At 63.9% G+C, this 18,999-nt stretch carries 16 protein-coding genes; 14 read left to right on the top strand and 2 right to left on the bottom strand.

Annotation, left to right across the window (positions count from 1 at the left end):
• Nucleotides 1-72 precede the first annotated feature (72 nt).
• Both R4P65_RS20285 and rpmB read right to left on the bottom strand, forming a co-directional pair.
• Nucleotides 73-867, bottom strand: coding sequence for an enoyl-CoA hydratase-related protein (locus tag R4P65_RS20285; RefSeq protein ID WP_317827887.1), 795 nt, complete (start codon nt 865-867; stop codon nt 73-75).
• 131 nt (nt 868-998) lie between these two features.
• Entirely contained in the window at nt 999-1,190 is a 192-nt protein-coding gene (rpmB, locus tag R4P65_RS20280) for a 50S ribosomal protein L28 (protein WP_003942669.1), read from the bottom strand.
• Between the two features lie 338 nt (nt 1,191-1,528).
• Between rpmB and R4P65_RS20275 the strand changes: the two genes are divergently transcribed.
• The 14 genes from R4P65_RS20275 to smc all read left to right on the top strand — a co-directional run bounded on the left by R4P65_RS20275 (nt 1,529) and on the right by smc (nt 18,997).
• Nucleotides 1,529-3,262, top strand: coding sequence for a DAK2 domain-containing protein (locus tag R4P65_RS20275; RefSeq protein ID WP_411742562.1), 1,734 nt, complete (start codon nt 1,529-1,531; stop codon nt 3,260-3,262).
• A 73-nt stretch (nt 3,263-3,335) separates the two neighbouring features.
• Nucleotides 3,336-5,597, top strand: a complete 2,262-nt coding sequence (recG, locus tag R4P65_RS20270) for an ATP-dependent DNA helicase RecG (protein ID WP_317827921.1) — start codon at nt 3,336-3,338, stop codon at nt 5,595-5,597.
• A 120-nt stretch (nt 5,598-5,717) separates the two neighbouring features.
• Nucleotides 5,718-9,122, top strand: a complete 3,405-nt coding sequence (locus tag R4P65_RS20265) for a pyruvate carboxylase (protein ID WP_317827886.1) — start codon at nt 5,718-5,720, stop codon at nt 9,120-9,122.
• The gene (gene rsmD / locus R4P65_RS20260) at nt 9,119-9,685 is read left to right on the top strand and encodes a 16S rRNA (guanine(966)-N(2))-methyltransferase RsmD (protein WP_317827885.1); all 567 of its coding nucleotides are present in this window, start codon (nt 9,119-9,121) and stop codon (nt 9,683-9,685) included. Before R4P65_RS20265 ends, rsmD begins: the two co-directional genes overlap by 4 nt.
• Complete coding sequence (gene coaD, locus R4P65_RS20255; protein WP_230812875.1) at nt 9,682-10,176, top strand: pantetheine-phosphate adenylyltransferase; 495 nt, start codon at nt 9,682-9,684, stop codon at nt 10,174-10,176. Before rsmD ends, coaD begins: the two co-directional genes overlap by 4 nt.
• A 131-nt stretch (nt 10,177-10,307) precedes the next feature.
• On the top strand, nt 10,308-11,069 hold the full coding sequence (locus R4P65_RS20250) for a DivIVA domain-containing protein (protein WP_317827920.1): 762 nt from the start codon (nt 10,308-10,310) through the stop codon (nt 11,067-11,069).
• A gap of 189 nt (nt 11,070-11,258) precedes the next feature.
• Nucleotides 11,259-11,819: a YceD family protein gene (locus R4P65_RS20245; protein ID WP_007729319.1), complete on the top strand. Its 561-nt coding sequence runs from the start codon at nt 11,259-11,261 to the stop codon at nt 11,817-11,819.
• 2 nt (nt 11,820-11,821) lie between these two features.
• The gene (rpmF, locus tag R4P65_RS20240; protein ID WP_007729318.1) at nt 11,822-12,004 is read left to right on the top strand and encodes a 50S ribosomal protein L32; all 183 of its coding nucleotides are present in this window, start codon (nt 11,822-11,824) and stop codon (nt 12,002-12,004) included.
• A gap of 19 nt (nt 12,005-12,023) precedes the next feature.
• Nucleotides 12,024-12,797 (top strand): ribonuclease III, encoded by a 774-nt coding sequence (gene rnc / locus R4P65_RS20235; protein WP_317827884.1) that lies wholly within the window; start codon nt 12,024-12,026, stop codon nt 12,795-12,797.
• 8 nt (nt 12,798-12,805) lie between these two features.
• Nucleotides 12,806-13,675, top strand: coding sequence for a bifunctional DNA-formamidopyrimidine glycosylase/DNA-(apurinic or apyrimidinic site) lyase (mutM, locus tag R4P65_RS20230; RefSeq protein ID WP_230812885.1), 870 nt, complete (start codon nt 12,806-12,808; stop codon nt 13,673-13,675).
• 42 nt (nt 13,676-13,717) lie between these two features.
• Nucleotides 13,718-14,170, top strand: coding sequence for an OsmC family protein (locus tag R4P65_RS20225; protein ID WP_230812887.1), 453 nt, complete (start codon nt 13,718-13,720; stop codon nt 14,168-14,170).
• Complete coding sequence (locus tag R4P65_RS20220) at nt 14,170-15,093, top strand: SMP-30/gluconolactonase/LRE family protein (RefSeq protein WP_317827883.1); 924 nt, start codon at nt 14,170-14,172, stop codon at nt 15,091-15,093. The genes R4P65_RS20225 and R4P65_RS20220 overlap by 1 nt, the downstream gene beginning before the upstream one ends.
• Before the next feature lie 5 nt (nt 15,094-15,098).
• Nucleotides 15,099-15,383, top strand: coding sequence for an acylphosphatase (locus tag R4P65_RS20215; RefSeq protein ID WP_317827882.1), 285 nt, complete (start codon nt 15,099-15,101; stop codon nt 15,381-15,383).
• A 26-nt stretch (nt 15,384-15,409) separates the two neighbouring features.
• Nucleotides 15,410-18,997 (top strand): chromosome segregation protein SMC, encoded by a 3,588-nt coding sequence (smc, locus tag R4P65_RS20210; protein ID WP_317827881.1) that lies wholly within the window; start codon nt 15,410-15,412, stop codon nt 18,995-18,997.
• Nucleotides 18,998-18,999: the final 2 nt, after the last annotated feature.

Raw genomic sequence — 18,999 nt, 5'->3', positions numbered from 1 at the left:
GGTGGGCGGGCCCGCGGCACCGCGGGCCGGGGCGGCGGCCGGCTGCGGGCCCCGGCCCCCAGGCCAGGTCGACTACGCCTGCTTTGCGGACGTGAAATCGGGGCGACGCTTGTCGACGACCGCGTCGACACCCTCGCGGCCGACGGGGCTGTTCGCCGCGATGGCGATGGACGCGGCTTCGGCGTCGAGTTGCTCGGCGAGCGAGTTCGTCCGCGACGAACGCAGCAGCGCTTTGATTCCTGAGTACGACGTGCTCGGTCCGTTGGCCAAGGCGCGGGCGAGGCGAGCTGCCTCTTCCTGCACCTCGTCGTCGCCGACGAGTCGGGTGAGGATCCCCAGCCGGACGGCTTCGTCGCCACCGATCACCGAATCGTTGAGAAGAATCTCGCGAGCGCGTGCCACGCCGACGATGCGGGGGAGCGTCCATGACATTCCGCCATCCGGGGTGAATCCGATGGAGGGGTAGGCGGGACGAAGCTTGGTGCCGGTGCCGCCGATTGCGACGTCGGCGAGGCAGACCAGGCTCATTCCGGCACCGGCAGCCCATCCGTGGACCCCGGCCACCACTGGAGCGGTCGCGGCGTCGAGCGCGCGAACGAACACGTGGAAGACGCGGGCAACCTCGGCGACGTACTCGCCGCGATCGGGGGCTGCGGCGAACGCACGGACGTTGCCTCCGGCGCAGAAGTTTGCGCCTTCGCCGACCAGAAGGATGCTCCCGATGTCGTTTCCGACGGTCTCGAGCGCCTGCGCGCCCTGAACCAGTCCTTCGTCGTCGAGGGAGGTGCCGTTGGCGGCGGTGGAAATGGTGATGCGGAGTACACCCTCGTCGAGGGTCACCTTGCTCAGGTCATCGATAGAAGTCACTCAACGCACATTACGGGTGTCTGACAGCCATACGAAACACGGGGACACATAGATACAGCCACATAGATACAGCTCTGCCCCCGTCACAGAAGTGACGGGGGCAGAGCCTGCAATAGTTTGTGCTCGGGCAATCAGCCCCGAGCGACCTTGCCTGCCTTCAGGCAGGAGGTGCACACGTTGACCTTACGGGTGTTACCCGGGGCAACCTCGGTACGAACAGACTGAATGTTCGGGTTCCAGCGACGATTGGTACGCCGGTGCGAGTGCGAGACCGACTTACCGAAGCCGGGCCCCTTGGCGCATACGTCGCAGACGGCAGCCATAGTCGCGAACTCCTTGTTAGAAATGAATATTGAAGTGGTTACCCTACACGGTAGGGCAGCCAGAATTACAATCCGAATATACTCGACTTCGAACCGATCCTTGACCGCTCACTGTGCAGTCGAACGTGAAAACAGTCAATCAGCAACAAACAAAGTGCAGCATTATTTCGTGTAGCCCGTTCGAGGCAACCGTGTAAGAGTAACCGCTTCCGGCCCGAATGGCCAAACCGCCCGGTAATGACGGTTGCGCAGAAGCGTCGGACTACCCTCGACTGCACCGATCACCGATCTGTTTCATCGTCCATCGTCTGTCTGTCCATCGTCGAGGGGAACCGTCAGTGGGGGAAGTGCAAGGCGTCGCCGACGATGGCCGAAGGACTGGCGCCGAAGAAGCAGAATCCGTCGCGGACGGACACCTGCTGCGGCGGTGGGCCCGCCGGGCCGTCGACAGCCTCCAGAAACGTCGCGGAGAGATCAACAGCCTCAACGTCTTTCCCATCCCTGATTCGGATACCGGCACCAATCTGTTGTTCACGATGCGGGCCGCGCTCGATTCCGCCGAGACGATCGAGGACGACGTCCGCAGTGCGGGCCGCGTCGCCAACGCTCTGGCTCGGGGCGCGGTCTCCGGCGCCCGGGGTAATTCCGGAGTGATCCTCTCCCAGGTGATCCGGGGTATCGCCGAGAGCGTTCAAGGCGAGCGCATCGACGGCCGCAGCTTCGCGAACTCGCTGACCACGGCGACGACTCTGGCCTCTCGGGCTGTCTCCGATCTGGTGGAAGGCACCATCGTCACGGTTTTGCGTGCATCGGGAGAAGCAGCGCAGGAGTGCGTCGACACCAGGACGCCGAGCGGCGAGGATCTTGCATCCGTAGTTGCCGCCGCGGCCGACGCCGCTGCGGTCGCACTGAACAAGACGCCGGAGCAGCTGGACGTTCTGGCGTCCGCCGGGGTGGTCGATGCCGGGGGGTTCGGTCTAGTTCTGATCCTCGACGCCTTTGTCGAGGTGGTGACAGGGAAGTCTCAGGTCCGCGAGGATCTGGGAACACCGGACCTGCGCTCGGCCTCCCTGGTAGATGTCAGCGCATTCGATCACGATTGGGCTCACAAGAGCCCGATCGAATGTGGTGATCACTCGGAACAGGATTTCGAGGTCATGTACCTCGTCGACGACTCCGACGACGACCGGATGGCGGCGCTGCGCACGCGACTCTCCGTCCTCGGGGATTCGACGGTCATCGTCAGCGACGGCTTCGGCGGCTGGTCGGTGCACGTGCATTGCTGCGATGCCGGTGCAGCCGTGGAAGCCGGCCTCGAGGCCGGGAAGGTTCACGGTATTCGCATCAGCAGTTTTCTCGTCGACGAACGCGACCAGTTGGTGGCACGGGCGGAGAGGCGATTCCCCGGCGCCGGCGCGCGCGGCGTACTGGCTGTCGTTGCCGGTGAAAGTGCGGCAGCGTTGTTCGAGAGTGAGGGCGCGACGGTTCTTCGTTGCGACGATGCGCCGGTCACACGCGCACAGCTGCTCGGCCGCATTCGTCAGATGGAGCGAAGCGAAGTCCTGGTGTTGCCGAACGGAGCTTTGACCGCTCAGGAACTGGTCGCAGTCAGTGCCGCTGCACGCGATCCGCTTCACCAGGTCCTGTTGCTGTCGACGTCGTCGATGGTGCAGGGCTTGGCCGCCCTCGCCGTTCACGACGCCCAGCGCAACGTCGCCGACGACGGCTTCACGATGTCCGAGGCTGCAGCGGCGACGCGCTGGGGATCTTTGCGTATTGCCGTCGAGCGCTCGCTGACCTACGTCGGGACGTGTGATCCGGGTGACGCGATCGGGTTGATGGGTCACGAGGTGGTGCTCATCGGTCCCGACGTCGCGGAGTCGAGTGCGCGATTGGTTGATCTTGCCCTCGGATCCGGCGGTGAACTCGTGACCCTTCTCATGGGGGCCGACGCACCGGACGACCTGGCAGCACAGTTGGAAGCCCATGTGATCGCGCACCACCCCGGTGTGGATGTACTCGTGTATCAGGGAGATCAGCCCGGTGACTTGTTCCAGTTGGGCGTGGAGTGATCGGACCGAGTCTGTCGGTGGCTGCTGATATACGAACACCTGTGCTTACCGCGACACTGTGCTGGAGGAACTGATGGCGACGCTCGGCGAACCACTCGATCGGCTGCTGGGAAAGAAGACCGCGGAGGCGCTCGACGAGGCATTCGAGATCCGGACTGTCGAGGACTTGCTGCGTCACTACCCACACCGGTACGCGTCGGCAGGCAAGGAACTTGCCGAAAAGGAGCCGCCCGAAGGTGAGCACATCACTATCATCGCGCGGGTGGCGTCGGCAGCCGTCGTGAAGATGAAGAACCGTCCGGGACAGATGCTGAGGGTCTCGCTCGCGACCGATTCGCAGACCGTCGACGTCACGTTCTTCAATCCGCAGAAGGTGCGTCACGTCATCAAGCCCGGCGTGCGGGCGATGTTCTCCGGGACGGTGAAGTACTTCCGCGGGAAGTGGTCTCTCACTCATCCGAGCTACCTGATCCTCCCGGAACCTCGTGTCGGCGAAGAGGATTCAGTGGTACCCCTGGCATCCATCAAGGGGGCCGGTGACCTTGCCGGTCTGGCTCGCGCAATTCAGGATCCTGGAGCCGAACTCGATCTCTCGGTCTTCGACCGCGCATTGATCCCGCTGTACCCGGCGACCCGCGAGGTCGAGAGTTGGACAATCATGCGGTGCGTGCGGCAAGTACTCGACCAACTCGATCAGATCGAGGAGTCGTTGCCCGCCGAGACCAGGGCCGAGCACGGATTCATCGGTTTGGACGAGGCACTGCGCACTGTTCACCTTCCAGATACCAAGGAAGACATCGAACGAGCGCAGGATCGTCTGCGATTCGACGAGGCGCTGTCTCTGCAGTTGGTCCTCGCGATGCGTCGTCACGACAATTCCGAGCGTGTGGCTCCGGCCTGCGCTCCGGTTGCCGGCGGGATCGCGGACCAGTTCGAGGAGATGCTCCCGTTCACTCTGACGGAGGGACAGCAAGCAGTCGCGGAGGAGATCTCCAGCGACCTCGCCCGCCCACACCCGATGAGCCGGCTTCTTCAGGGCGAGGTCGGGTCAGGCAAGACCATCGTGGCTCTGCGCGCGATGCTGCAGGTCGTCGATGCGGGTTATCAGTGCGCGCTGCTCGCACCCACCGAGGTCCTGGCAAATCAGCACGCGCGATCACTGCGCAAGATGATGGGTCCGTTGGCGGCAGGTGGTGAACTCGGTTCGGCCGAACATTCCACCCGTATCGCCCTTCTGACCGGCTCGCTGCCTGTCGCTGCGAAGCGCGCAGCACTGCTCGAAGCCGTGACCGGCGACGCCGGGATCGTCATCGGTACCCATGCGCTCATCCAGGACAACGTGGAGTTCTTCAACCTCGGCATGGTTGTCGTCGACGAGCAGCATCGCTTCGGCGTCGAGCAACGTGATCAGTTGCGATCACGAGCGCGTGAAGGTCTGAGTCCGCATCTGCTGGTGATGACGGCAACGCCGATTCCGCGAACCATCGCTATGACGGTGCTCGGCGACCTCGAGGTCTCGACCCTGCGGGAACTACCGCGTGGGCGAACCCCGATCAAGAGCAGCGTCGTGCCCGCGAAGCAGAAGCCGCAGTGGGTGGATCGCGCATGGGAACGAATCCGTGAGGACGTCGCCGCTGGTCGTCAGGCGTATGTCGTGTGCTCGCGGATCGGCGACGGTGAGCAGGGTGCAGGTGAGGACCAGTTCACCGAGGAGAAACAGCCCGAGACCAAGTCGGCGGTCGACGTCTTCGAAGAGCTGTCGAGTGGCCCGCTGGCCGATCTACGAGTCGGGTTGCTGCACGGTCGACTGCCTTCCGACGAAAAAGACGTCGTGATGAGCGCGTTCAACGTCGGTGACATTGACGTCCTCGTCTGTACGACTGTCGTCGAAGTCGGTGTGGACGTCCCGAACGCGACGGTGATGGTGATCGTCGATGCCGAACGGTTCGGTGTCAGTCAACTCCATCAGCTGCGTGGTCGTGTCGGCCGAGGGAAGCACCAGGGACTCTGCATCCTCGTCACCGGAAGCAATCCCGGCGGGCCGGCATACGAGCGACTCTCCGCGGTGGCCGCGACCAACGACGGGTTCGAACTGGCTCAGCTCGACCTCGCGACCAGACGCGAAGGCGACATCCTCGGAGCGGCGCAGTCGGGCACGACCTCGAACCTGCGGCTGCTATCTCTCATGGCACACGGAGACATCCTCGAATCCGCCCGGGAGTTCGCCCAGGGAATCGTCGACGACGATCCATCGCTCGACGGTCATCCCGCCCTGGCTTCCATGGTGACCGCCGCGCTGGACTCCGACCGGATCGAGTACCTCGAGAAGTCGTGACGGGTATGACGACAAGCTGAAATCGAATAGCACGAGGACCGTCGGGTTGGTTTCTCGATTCAGTCCGAAATATGAGACTCCGCATGTAGACGCAAGATGAAATCGGGGTAGTTTTCTCGAATGTTCTCCAAAGTGCTCGTCGCGAACCGCGGCGAAATTGCGATCCGTGCCTTCCGTGCCGCCTACGAACTAGGTGCCGGAACCGTCGCGGTGTTCCCGTACGAGGATCGGAACTCGATCCACCGTCTCAAGGCAGACGAGAGCTATCAGATCGGGGAGAAGGGTCACCCCGTTCGCGCGTATCTCTCGGTCGAGGAAATCGTCGCCGCCGCCAAGAGCGCCGGAGCGGACGCCATCTACCCCGGTTACGGTTTCCTCTCCGAGAACCCGGATCTGTCGGCGGCGTGCGCCGAGGCAGGCATCAAGTTCGTGGGTCCCTCCGCGGAGATCCTCGAGTTGACCGGCAACAAAGCACGCGCCATCGCCGCGGCCAAGGCCGCCGGTCTCCCGGTGCTCGCGTCTTCGGAGCCGTCAGCGGACATCGACGAGCTGCTCGCAGCAGCCGAGGACATGACCTTCCCGATCTTCGTCAAGGCTGTCGCCGGCGGCGGCGGACGCGGAATGCGCCGCGTTGCGGAACGCTCACAGCTCAAGGAATCGATCGAAGCCGCAGCGCGCGAAGCGGAGTCGGCCTTCGGTGATTCGACGGTGTTCCTCGAGCAGGCCGTCATCGACCCCCGGCACATCGAAGTGCAGATCCTCGCCGACGAGCAGGGCAACGTCATCCACCTCTTCGAGCGTGACTGCTCGTTGCAGCGTCGCCACCAGAAGGTGATCGAGCTTGCTCCGGCCCCCAACCTCTCGGAAGAGTTGCGCGCCAAGATCTGTGCCGACGCCGTCGCTTTCGCGAAGGAGATCGGGTACACGTGCGCCGGCACTGTCGAGTTCCTCCTCGACAAGCGCGGCAACCACGTCTTCATCGAGATGAACCCGCGAATTCAGGTGGAGCACACCGTCACCGAAGAAGTGACGGACGTGGACTTGGTCCAGTCGCAGCTCAAGATCGCGTCCGGTTCGACGCTTGCAGATCTGGGTCTGTCACAGGACACGATCAAGCTGCGCGGCGCGGCGCTGCAGTGCCGCATCACGACCGAGGATCCGGCCAACGGATTCCGCCCGGACACGGGCCGGATCACCGCGTACCGCACCCCGGGCGGCGCCGGTATCCGCCTTGACGGCGGCGCGACGCTCGGTGCCGAGGTCGGAGCGTACTTCGACTCGATGCTGGTCAAGCTCACCTGCCGTGGTCGCGACCTCGAAGCCGCTGTCGCGAGAGCTCGCCGCGCGGTCACGGAGTTCCGTATTCGTGGCGTCTCGACCAACATTCCGTTCCTGCAGGCAGTTCTCGACGACCCGGACTTCCGGGCTGGACGTGTGACCACCTCCTTCATCGAGGAACGTCCGCAGCTGCTGACCCTGCGTTCCTCCGCCGACCGCGGCACCAAGATCCTGACCTACCTCGCCGATGTGACGGTCAACAAGCCGCACGGCGGGCGTCCCTCTTCGGTGTACCCGCAGGACAAGCTGCCCAAGATCGACCTTTCGACGCCGCCGCCCGCCGGCAGCCGCCAGCGTCTGCTCGAACTCGGTCCCGAAGGTTTCGCGAAGGCACTGCGTGAGCAGAAGGCCGTCGGCGTCACCGACACCACCTTCCGTGACGCGCATCAGTCGTTGTTGGCCACGCGAGTTCGAACCAGCGGACTGCTGGGAGTTGCCGGGCACGTTGCACGGTTGACGCCGGAACTGCTCTCGATCGAAGCCTGGGGCGGCGCGACGTACGATGTGGGACTTCGCTTCCTGCACGAGGATCCGTGGTACCGGCTCGCCGCGCTCCGTGAAGCGATCCCGAACATCTGCCTCCAGATGCTCCTTCGCGGACGAAACACGGTGGGCTACACGCCCTATCCGGAGAAGGTCACGCGCGCATTCGTTCAGGAAGCCACCGACACCGGCATCGACATCTTCCGAATCTTCGACGCGCTCAACAACGTCGACCAGATGCGCCCTGCCATCGACGCGGTGCGTGAGACGGGAACGGCTCTCGCCGAGGTGGCGCTGAGCTACACCGGCGATCTGTCGGATCCGAACGAAACGCTGTACACGCTCGACTACTACCTGAAGTTGGCCGAAGAGATCGTCGATGCCGGCGCTCACGTGCTCGCGATCAAGGACATGGCCGGCCTGCTGCGCGCTCCGGCGGCCACCAAGCTCGTGACGGCGCTACGCAGCAACTTCGATCTGCCGGTTCACGTCCACACGCACGACACCCCCGGTGGACAGTTGGCCACGTACTTCGCCGCGTGGCAGGCGGGCGCCGACGCAGTCGACGGTGCTTCGGCGGCACTGGCCGGAACCACCAGCCAGCCTGCGCTCTCGGCCATCGTCGCCGCTGCCGCGCACTCCGAGTTCGACACCGGACTGAACCTGCAGAACGTGTGCGACCTCGAGCCGTACTGGGAGGCGCTGCGAAAGGTGTACGCGCCCTTCGAATCCGGGCTACCGGCTCCGACGGGACGTGTGTACACGCACGAGATCCCGGGTGGCCAGCTCTCCAACCTCCGGACCCAGGCCGTTGCTCTCGGCCTCGGCGACCGGTTCGAAGAGGTCGAAGCCAAGTACGCCGACGCAGACCGCATGCTCGGGCATCTGGTGAAGGTGACGCCGTCGTCGAAGGTTGTCGGCGACCTCGCTCTCCATCTTGTCGGCGCCGGTGTGCCTTCGGAGGAGTTCGCCGCAGATCCGGCGAAGTTCGACATCCCCGACTCCGTGGTCGGCTTCCTGCGCGGCGAACTCGGTACGCCTCCCGGTGGCTGGCCGGAACCGTTCCGCAGCAAGGCGCTCGAAGGCCGTGGCCAGGCCAAGCCCGAAGCGACGCTCTCCGCCGAGGACGAGGTACTGCTGGAGGGCTCGTCGAAGGACCGTCAGGCGACGCTGAACCGTCTGCTGTTCCCCGGCCCGACAAAGGAATTCCTCGAGCACCGCGAGAAGTACGGTGACACGTCGCGGCTTTCGGCGAACCAGTTCTTCTACGGTCTGCGGCGCGGCGACGAGCACCGCGTCGAATTGGCTCCCGGCGTGGAACTGATCATCGGTCTCGAAGCGATCTCCGAGCCCGACGAGCGCGGCTACCGCACTGTCATGTGCATCCTGAACGGCCAGCTGCGCCCGGTCTCGATCCGCGATCGCTCCATTGCCAGTGACGTACCGGTGGCGGAGAAGGCCGACAAGAACAACCCGGGCCACGTGGCTGCACCGTTCGCGGGCGTCGTGACACTCGCGGTGAAGGAAGGCCAGAAGATCGAGGCCGGCGACACCGTGGCCACGATCGAAGCGATGAAGATGGAAGCGGCGATCACCTCGCCGCGCGCCGGCGTCGTCTCGCGGATCGCGATCAGCGCCGTCCAACAGGTCGAGGGCGGAGACCTGCTGGTAGTCGTCTCGACGGGGGAGAGCGCCGCAGAGTGACACGCATCATCTCGGGACTCGCGGGCGGTCGACGCCTGCGAGTCCCGCCGAGCGGCACCCGTCCGACATCGGATCGGGTTCGTGAGGCGCTGTTCAGTGCTCTCGAAGCGCGCATCGATCTCGAAGGGTGCGCGGTTCTCGACCTCTTTGCGGGTTCGGGTGCTCTGGGCCTCGAAGCGCTCTCGCGGGGGGCCGAGCACGTCGTTCTCGTGGAATCGGATGCCAAGGCTGCTGCCGTCATCAAGGCGAACATCGACACTGTCGCGTTGCCTGGGGCGACGGTTCGTGCCGCTCCGGTCGCGGCCGTGGTCTCGGGTCCGAGCGCGCGTGAATACGACATCGTGATCGCGGACCCGCCGTACGCGGTGACCGACGAGGCCGTCGTGTCCATGCTCACCGATCTGCAGGCCAACAAATGGGTGGGGGAGGGCACCATCGTCGTACTCGAACGTTCGTCGCGCTCGCCCGAGACCGTGTGGCCGCCGGGCTACGAGCCGATCAAGGCCAAGAACTACGGTGAAGCCCGCATCGAGCTGGCCACCTGCTACGGTCTGGACTCATGACTGGCGCCGTTTGCCCCGGATCCTTCGACCCTGTGACCAATGGTCACCTCGACGTAATCGGAAGAGTTGCTGCGCAATTCGACGAGGTCGTGGTCACCGTGCTGATCAACAAGAGCAAGCGTGGCATGTTCACGATCGACGAGCGGATCGAGATGCTCGAAGACGCGACGAGTCACCTCCTCAATGTTCGGGTCACGTCGTGGCACGGACTGTTGGTTGACTTTGCAAAACAAGAAGGCCTCAGCGCGATCGTCAAGGGTCTGCGCGGCGCGAACGACTTCGATTACGAGCTGCAGATGGCTCAGATGAATCAGAAGCTCACTGGCGTCGACACGCTCTTCGTCGCCACGAATCCGACCTACAGCTACCTGTCGAGTTCTCTCGTGAAGGAGGTTGCGACCTTCGGTGGCGACGTCTCCGACATGCTCCCGGCCAAGGTGCATTCTCGGCTACTCGCGCGTATCGCCGAACGAGCAGCAGAAAACAGCTGATCCCCGACACACCGACCACGACGACGCCCCGTTGGCCGTTCTTCCGGCAAACTTGGACAGGAACGGGCACAGGTCCGAGTGGACCGGTGACGATGTGGGCCGAATTCGGCCGGTAGAGATTGGGGTTGCTTGTGTACCGCGTATTCGAGGCACTGGACGAACTGGTCGCAATTGTCGAAGAGGCGCGCGGTGTTCCCATGACCGCAGGGTGTGTCGTGCCTCGCGGTGACGTACTCGAGCTGCTCGACGACGTCCGGGACGCAATTCCGAGCGAGCTGGACGACGCTCAGGACGTCCTCGATCATCGGGACAAACTGGTCGGTGACGCGCGAGCTAACGCGGAGAAGACGGTCAGCAGCGCCAACGCCGAGGCGACGACGACGGTGGAGAACGCACGCGACGACGCCGACCGCATTCTGTCCGACGCCAAGGCTCAGGCCGATCGCATGGTTGCCGAAGCACGTGCACACGCCGATCAGTTGGTCGAGGACGCAGAAGCAGAAGCTGAACGCACTGTCACGGACGGCCGTCGTGAGTACGACGCAGTGACCGGACGGGCGCGTACCGAGGCCGATCGGATGATCGAGTCCGGCCAGGCTTCGTACGACCATTCGGTGGCCGAGGGAACGGCCGAGCAGGCTCGTCTGGTCTCGCAGACCGAGGTTGTCCAGTCAGCCCACGCGGAATCCGCGCGGGTGATCGACGCCGCTCACGCCGAGTCCGATCGGATGCGGTCGGAGTGCGACCTGTACGTTGACACCAAGTTGGCCGAGTTCGAGGAGTTCCTCACGGGAACCGTTCGATCGGTCGGGCGCGGTCGTCAGCAGCTTCGAACGGGTTCGGGAGTTCCCGATTACCAAGACGACGATCGTCGTTCGGAGCGGCGCCGCTAGAGCGGATCAGGCAGTCGAGGGTGGGTCGTCCGATATGGGGCGGCCCACTTTTTCGTGGATGGAATTGGGATTTGCCTTGTAGCTGCCGTATTGTGGAGTGGTTGCCCATACCAGTTTCAACAGTTAGGTGAGTTCTCTTTGTCAACGCATCGTCGTAGTTCGTCGCATCAGTCAAGTGATGCGGGATTTTTGCTGGACACGGTCAAGCTCGGTCGTCGTCCAGGGTCGATGCGTACCGTCGAGAGAACAATTCAGTCCCCGAACCGTATCGGTCTCGATCTGATCGCGATCGAAGCGGGCGCGGACATAGATCTCGATCTTCGTCTCGAAGCTGTGTCTGAAGGTGTTCTTGTCACCGGAAACGTGCACGCACCCACCAAGGGTGAGTGCTCGCGGTGCCTCGAACCGTTCACCGACACCGTGGACATCTATCTCACGGAGTTGTTCGCTTACCCGGACAGCACCACCGAGGAGACGACGGAAGAGGGAGAGGTCTACGCGGTCGAAGACGACGAAATCGACCTCGAACCGGTCATCGTCGATGCAGTCGGGCTGGCGCTTCCGCTCCAGCCTCTGTGCAGTGACGATTGCCTGGGATTGTGCTCAGAATGTGGCATTCGCCTGGCGATTGCGGAATCTGGGCATGGGCATGACATACTTGATCCTCGCTGGGCTGGTCTCGCGGCCAAATTTGGCGTGGAATCAAACACCAGCGAAAATCTTGTGATCACCGAAGCCGAGGAGAAGTAGAAGTGGCTGTCCCCAAGCGCAAAATGTCGCGATCCAACACGCGGTCGCGTCGTAGCCAGTGGAAGACCACTGTGCCCACCCTCGTTACCTGCCCCAACCGTGGCTGTGGCGAGCAGACCCTTCCCCACATCGCATGCCCGTCATGCGGTACTTACAAGGGCCGCCAGGTAACCGCTGCTGTCTAGTTCTCCCCGGAGAAAGACTATGACGAGCGAAAATACAGTTTCAGCCGCCGGCGGCGAGGGCAATCACGACAAGCTCCTCGCCGCTGTCGGCGTAGATATAGAGCCCGGTCTTCTGACCCTGGCTCTCACGCACCGCTCGTACGCGTACGAGAACGGCGGACTGCCCACGAACGAGCGCCTCGAGTTTCTCGGGGATTCCGTTCTCGGGGTCACGGTGACCGAAAATCTCTATCTGTCCCACCCGGACAAATCCGAAGGTGATCTGGCGAAGATCCGTGCCAGCGTGGTCAACATGCATGCACTCGCCGAGGTTGCCAGGACTCTGGGTGAAGGTGGACTCGGAGCGCACCTGCTGCTGGGTAAGGGTGAGGAAATGACGGGCGGCCGTGACAAGCCGTCCATCCTCGCCGACGGTATGGAGTCGATTCTCGGCGCCATCCACCTGCAACACGGCATCGAGACTGCGCGACGCGTTGTTCTCGATCTGTTCGACGATCTACTCACTCGCGCACCGCTTCTGGGCGCGGGTCTGGATTGGAAGACGAGCCTGCAGGAACTGACCGCAGAACACGGTGCCGGAGTTCCCGTATACGAGATCACCGCTACCGGACCCGATCACGACAAGGAATTCACGGCCACCGTTCTCATCAGTGGCAAGCCCTTGGGTGTCGGTGTCGGTCGTTCCAAGAAGGAAGCCGAGCAGAAGGCAGCAAGTTCGGCATGGAAGACGATGTCGGAGAATGCCGCTGCTAGCGCAGTCGCTGCCGACGACGCGACTGATCTCGCCGGCTGAGTTCACTCTTGCCTGAGCTTCCCGAAGTCGAAGTCGTTCGCCGCGGCCTGCAGTCTCATGCTGTAGGTGCGGCGATCGAGGCCGTCGAGGTCCTCCATCCCCGCGCGATCAGGCGCCACATTCTCGGTTCCGAGGACTTGATCGGCCAACTCACCGGCCAGACCATCGCTTCGGCAGAGCGACGTGGCAAGTATCTGTGGCTGGTTCTCGAGCCTGCCGGTGTCGGACTGGTAGTCCATCTCGGGATGAGCGGACAGATGTTGGTCCAACCCCCGACCGTCGACTGGGAAAAGCACCTACGTATTCGGTTGGCCCTCGATTCCGGAGCTGATCTTCGATTCGTCGATCAGCGAACCTTCGGTGGCTGGTCGATTTCACCTCTCGTCGAGGTCGACGGAACGATGCTGCCCGAGTCGGTTGCGCACATCGCTCGCGATCCCATGGACGTTGCATTCGATCTCGAATCCGTCGTGAAAGTCCTGCGGGGCAAGCACACCGAGATCAAGCGTGCGATTCTCGATCAGACCGTGGTATCCGGGATCGGAAACATCTACGCCGACGAATCGTTGTGGCGCGCAAAGATTCACGGCAACCGAATCGCCGAATCCCTCACCAGGCCCAAACTTCGAGAGCTGTTGACCGCAGCGCACGCAGTGATGGGTGAAGCGCTCGATCAGGGCGGTACGTCCTTCGACGCTCTGTACGTGAACGTCAACGGCGAGTCCGGTTACTTCGACCGGTCACTGTCGGCCTACGGGCAGGAAAACCTTCCGTGCCCGCGATGCGGCGCGCCGATCAAGCGTGAGAAGTTCATGAATCGATCGTCGTTCAGTTGCCCGCGGTGTCAGCCGACCCCGAGGGCACGGCGAATCGCCTAGGTCTCCCGCCCCTCCGGTTCGGCGGAGTGGCAAGATTGCGTCATGGCTGAACAGACTCCCGACAACGCTGCAACCGCCCCGGCTCACACGGAGCTTTGGGTCGAACGCACCGGAACCCGCCTCTACACCGGCAAGAGTTCGCGCGGCGCAGAGGTTCTCATCGGCTCCGAATCGGTGCCAGGAGTCTTCACGCCCGGCGAACTCCTCAAAATCGCGCTGGCTGCATGCACCGGTATGAGCTCCGACTTCCCGATTTCTCGCCGGCTCGGTGATAACTACGACGCGACGGTCCGAGTGTCCGGCACCGCCGATCGCGAGAACGAGGTCTACCCGCAGCTCGACGAGGTCCTCGAACTCGATCTCAGTGAGTTGGATGCCGAAGCACAGCAGCGCCTCATCACTCTGGTCGAGCGCTCCGTGGACAAGGTGTGCACCGTCGGGCGCACTCTCAAGGCCGGAACCAAGGTCACTCTGTCTTTCGATACGGAAGCCTGATGTCTCGCGCGGGCAGCATTGTCGCTGCGATCGCACTGGGTTCCGTTGTGGCGGTGAGTGCTCCGGCGCACGCCTCGGTCCCGATCGACGGCTCGGCCGGTGGTTGCGGGTCGTGGACGTCGAGCGTCGTGACGACTGGCGCCGGCATGCTCGAGAATCTCGAATTCGACGGCAACGGTTCGATGGTGCTGTCGCAGTCGGCTCTGATCGGGCCGGGTGCACTGCTGAAAGTGGCTCCGGACGGAACACGGACAACTTTGGTCGGTGACGTCACCGGACCTGGCGGGCTGCTCGCGCGTGACGGTTCCGTGTACTTCACCACGGGCAACTCGACTGTCTCGGGACTGTTCGGAATCGCCGACGGCAGCCTTCGCAAGGTCGACGTCGCGGACGGATCGGTGACAACGATTGCCGACGGTCTGGTGATGCCGAACGGGCTTGTGCCGCTGGACGGTAACCGCTTCCTCACCGCTCGCACACTGACCCGGCCGGGCCTGACGGTCATCAACAGTGACGGAACCAGTTCGATTGTTCGTGAGGATCTCGGCACCGTGGACGGCCTCGCACGCTCCGGTTCGACGATCTACGTGACGACGACCTTCGACATGGTGACCGCCGTCCACGTCCTCGACGAACACGATCTGGGCGGAGCAGTGCGGACGATCACGCTCCCCGGGTTCGGTCCGGCAAACATGGCGGACGATCTGACCGTCGGACCGGACGGCGCGCTGTATGTCGCATTCAATGCCGGCGGCAAAGTTGTTCGCGTCGATCCGGATTCGGGATCTTCGTGTGAGATCGCCTCGGGTCTGCCGTTCACATCCGCGGTCAAGTTCGGCGCCGGCCCTGGCTGGGATCCCAACTCGCTTTACACCACCGGTTTCCTGGGTGAGGTCCACCGTCTCGAACGTGTGGCGGGCTGAGCGTCGTGGCTGAGACAGCGCCTGTGCGTTTGACGGCGTGGGTTCACGGATACGTTCAAGGCGTCGGGTTTCGGTGGTGGACCAGGGCCCGCGCTCTCGAACTCGGGGTGATCGGATATGCGTCCAATCAGCGTGACGGTCGAGTGCTCGTCGTGGCGGAAGGCGAACGCACGCAACTCGAGCGATTGTTGGAGTTGCTGCGCTCGGGCACTACCCCGGGCACGGTGGATCTTGTGGTCGACAGCTGGGACCCCGCCAGGGGCGACCTGACAGGGTTCGTCGAACGCTGACCGGTTTGGCGGTAAAGTTTCCCCCCATGCACCTCAAGAGTCTGACACTCAAGGGATTCAAATCCTTTGCGTCGGCAACGACTCTTCGGTTCGAGCCGGGGATCACCTGCGTCGTCGGCCCCAACGGCTCGGGTAAATCCAACGTCGTCGATGCGTTGACCTGGGTGATGGGCGAGCAGGGCGCCAAGGCCCTGCGCGGCGGCAAGATGGAAGACGTGATCTTTGCCGGGACCTCCGGCCGCGCGCCGCTGGGCCGGGCCGAAGTGACCCTGACCATCGACAACGCCGACGGGGCGCTCCCGATCGAGTACTCCGAAGTGTCGATCACGCGCCGCATGTTCCGCGACGGCGCGGGGGAGTACGAGATCAACGGCTCGTCCTGCCGTCTGATGGACGTCCAGGAACTGCTCAGTGACTCCGGTATCGGCCGCGAGATGCACGTCATCGTCGGGCAGGGACGGCTCGCTGCGATCCTCGAATCCCGGCCCGAAGACCGACGCGCCTTCATCGAAGAAGCCGCCGGAGTCCTCAAACATCGCCGCCGCAAGGAAAAAGCGGTGCGCAAGCTCGATTCCATGCAGGCTAATCTCGCTCGGCTCAGTGATCTCACATCGGAACTGCGTCGGCAACTCAAACCGCTCGGACGCCAAGCCGAGGTCGCCCGGCGAGCGCAGACGGTCCAGGCCGACCTGCGTGATGCCAAGATGCGACTGGCCGCTGACGACCTGGTGACCCGTCGAACCCAACTGAACGACCAGGCGCAGGACGAGAAAGCGGCCCGTGAACAGCACAATCAGGTAACGGCCGCGCTGGACGCGGCCAACCTCGAACTCGGGCGCCAGGAGCAAGCTCTCGCTCGTCTGACTCCGGGATCGGAAGCTGCCGCGCACAGTTGGTTCCAGCTCTCCGCGCTTGCCGAACGAGTCAACGCCACCGTGCGCATCGCGCGCGAACGTGCACGACATCTCGACTCCGAACCCGTCGGCAACCGCGGCCAGGACCCGGACGAGATGGAGGCGCGCGCCGAACGTCTCGCTGCTGAGGAAGCCGAACTTCTCGAAGGCGTCGAGATCGCGCGAGCGGCATCGGAAGCAGCTCGTGAGCAGCTGGCATCCACGGAAGATGCTGCAGCAGAGGCGGAACGGGCGCACATGGCGGAAGTCCGCGCCGTCGCTGATCGGCGCGAAGGTCTCGCTCGACTCTCCGGTCAGGTCGACACTCTGCGTACCCGCGTCGAATCCGTCGACGCGGAAGTGTCTCGGCTGACCGAGGCAATCGACGAGGCTCGTCTGCGTGGGGATGCTGCACAGGCCGAGTTCGACACGGTGCAGGAAAGCATCGGGGACCTCGATGCCGGTGAAGTCGGCCTCGACACCAATCATGAACGCGCCATCGAAGCTCTCGAGATGATCGACGCGCGCGTCGAGGAACTTCGCGAGGAAGAAAAGACGAGCGGGCAACGTATCGCTTCGCTCCGTGCGCGCGTCGAGGCACTGTCGATGGGCTTGCAGCGCAAGGACGGTGGCGGTTGGCTGCTCGAACACCGACGCGACGACGGCATCACCTCGCTGGCCGGATTGATCCACGTCGAACCAGGTTACGAAGCCGCGATCGCCGCCGCGATGGGGCCGGCAGCGGACGCCGTCGTGGCACAGTCGCTGGACTCGGCTCGCTCGGCTGTTGCAGCACTGGCCGATCAGGACGGTGGGCGTGCATCACTGATCGTGAGCGGTGAACCGGCGATCAAGCGCGAGGCCGAGATCGCGCCGGGTAGTCGTCATGCCGTCGACGTCATCGACTGCCCTGACGAGTTGCGTGCCGGATTGACCGCCATCCTCGATGGCGTCGTCCTGGTTGAGACTCTCGATGACGCGATTCGAGTTGTTGCTGACCACAAGGGAATTCGTGCCGTGACGCGTTCCGGCGATCTGCACGGTTCGGGGTGGATGATCGGTGGCTCGGATCGGCAACCGAGCACGCTGGAGGTGCAGGCGGCGATCGACGCGTCCGCAGCGGAACTGGCGGCAACGGAGAGCCGGTCCGAGGAACTCGACGCGGCGCTGTCCGGCGCTCTGGCCGAACAGGCCGCTCGACGCGAGACCGCGGAGCAGACACTGGCCGCGCTCAACGAGTCGGACGCCGCCATGTCAGCCATCTACGAGCAGCTGGGCAGATTGGGGCAGGCAGCACGAGTCGCCCACGCGGAATCCGATCGGCTGACCGCCCAGCGAGTGCGTGCCGAGGAGGGACGCGGTGAGTCGCTGACCAAGCTCGCGGATCTGGAGGAACGACTGCGCGTTGCCGAAACCGACGGCCGTGCACCGGGACACGGCGCGGAATTGACCGCTGGCGATCGTGAAATGGCCGCAGCCGCGTTGGCGGAAGTACGCATCGTCGAAATGGATGCCCGCCTTGCCGTGCGCACCGCCGAAGAGCGCGCGGAATCCGTACGCGGAAAGGCTGATTCGCTTCGCCGCGCCGCTGCTGCCGAACGAGAGGCGCGGATTCGTGCCGAACGGGCTCTGCGCGCCAGAGCGCACGCCGCGGAAGTTGCAGCTGCCGTCGCCGAATCGGGACAGCGTGTGGCGGCCGAACTCGAGACCGTCGTTGCCGCAGCTCTTGCTCACCGCGACGAGTTGGCTCGGGCACGCTCCGAGTGCACGGCCAAGCTGGATCAGGTCCGAGAGATCGTCCGGGCACTGACCGGACAGCTCGCTTCACTCACCGACGCCGTCCATCGCGACGAGGTTGCGAAGGCTCAGGCAGCGCTGCGCATCGAACAACTCGAGGAGTCGATCCTCGAGCAGTACGGTATCGGCCTCGACGATCTGATCGCCGAGTACGGACCCGACGTCGAACTGCCGCCGACCGCCCTCGAAATCGAGGAGTACGAGCAGGCCAAGGAGCGCGGGGAGCAGGTCACCGCCCCCGCTCCGCTTCCGTACGACCGTGCGACTCAGGAACGGCGCGCCAAGCGGGCGGAGAAGGACCTCGCCACCCTCGGCAAGGTCAATCCGCTGGCGCTCGAGGAATTCGCAGCGCTCGAGGAGCGGTACACCTTCCTCTCCACTCAGCTCGAAGACGTCAAGACCGCACGCAAGGACCTTCTCGCTGTGGTCGCAGACGTGGACGCACGAATCCTGCAGGTGTTCACCGAGGCCTATGCCGACGTCGAGCGGGAGTTCGTGGGCGTGTTCGAGAAACTGTTTCCCGGGGGAGAAGGACGACTGGTTCTCACCGATCCGTCGGACATGCTCACCACAGGCATCGAGGTCGAAGCGCGTCCGCCCGGGAAGAAGGTCAAGCGGTTGTCGTTGCTGTCGGGCGGCGAGAAGTCGTTGACCGCGGTGGCCATGCTGGTCGCGATCTTCCGGGCACGCCCGTCCCCGTTCTACGTCATGGACGAGGTCGAGGCGGCGTTGGACGACACCAACCTGCGGCGGCTGATCGGACTCTTCGAACAATTGCGGGAGAAGTCGCAGTTGATCGTGATCACCCACCAGAAACCGACGATGGAAATCGCCGACGCGCTGTACGGCGTCAGCATGCGCGGCGACGGCATCACCACCGTGATTTCGCAGCGACTTCGCGGTCAAGACATGGCCTCTACGTAAGC

Source organism: Rhodococcus sp. IEGM 1318, from assembly GCF_033142465.1.
Lineage (GTDB): Bacteria > Actinomycetota > Actinomycetes > Mycobacteriales > Mycobacteriaceae > Rhodococcus_F > Rhodococcus_F qingshengii_B.
This window is presented reverse-complemented; position numbering and strand designations above follow the sequence as displayed.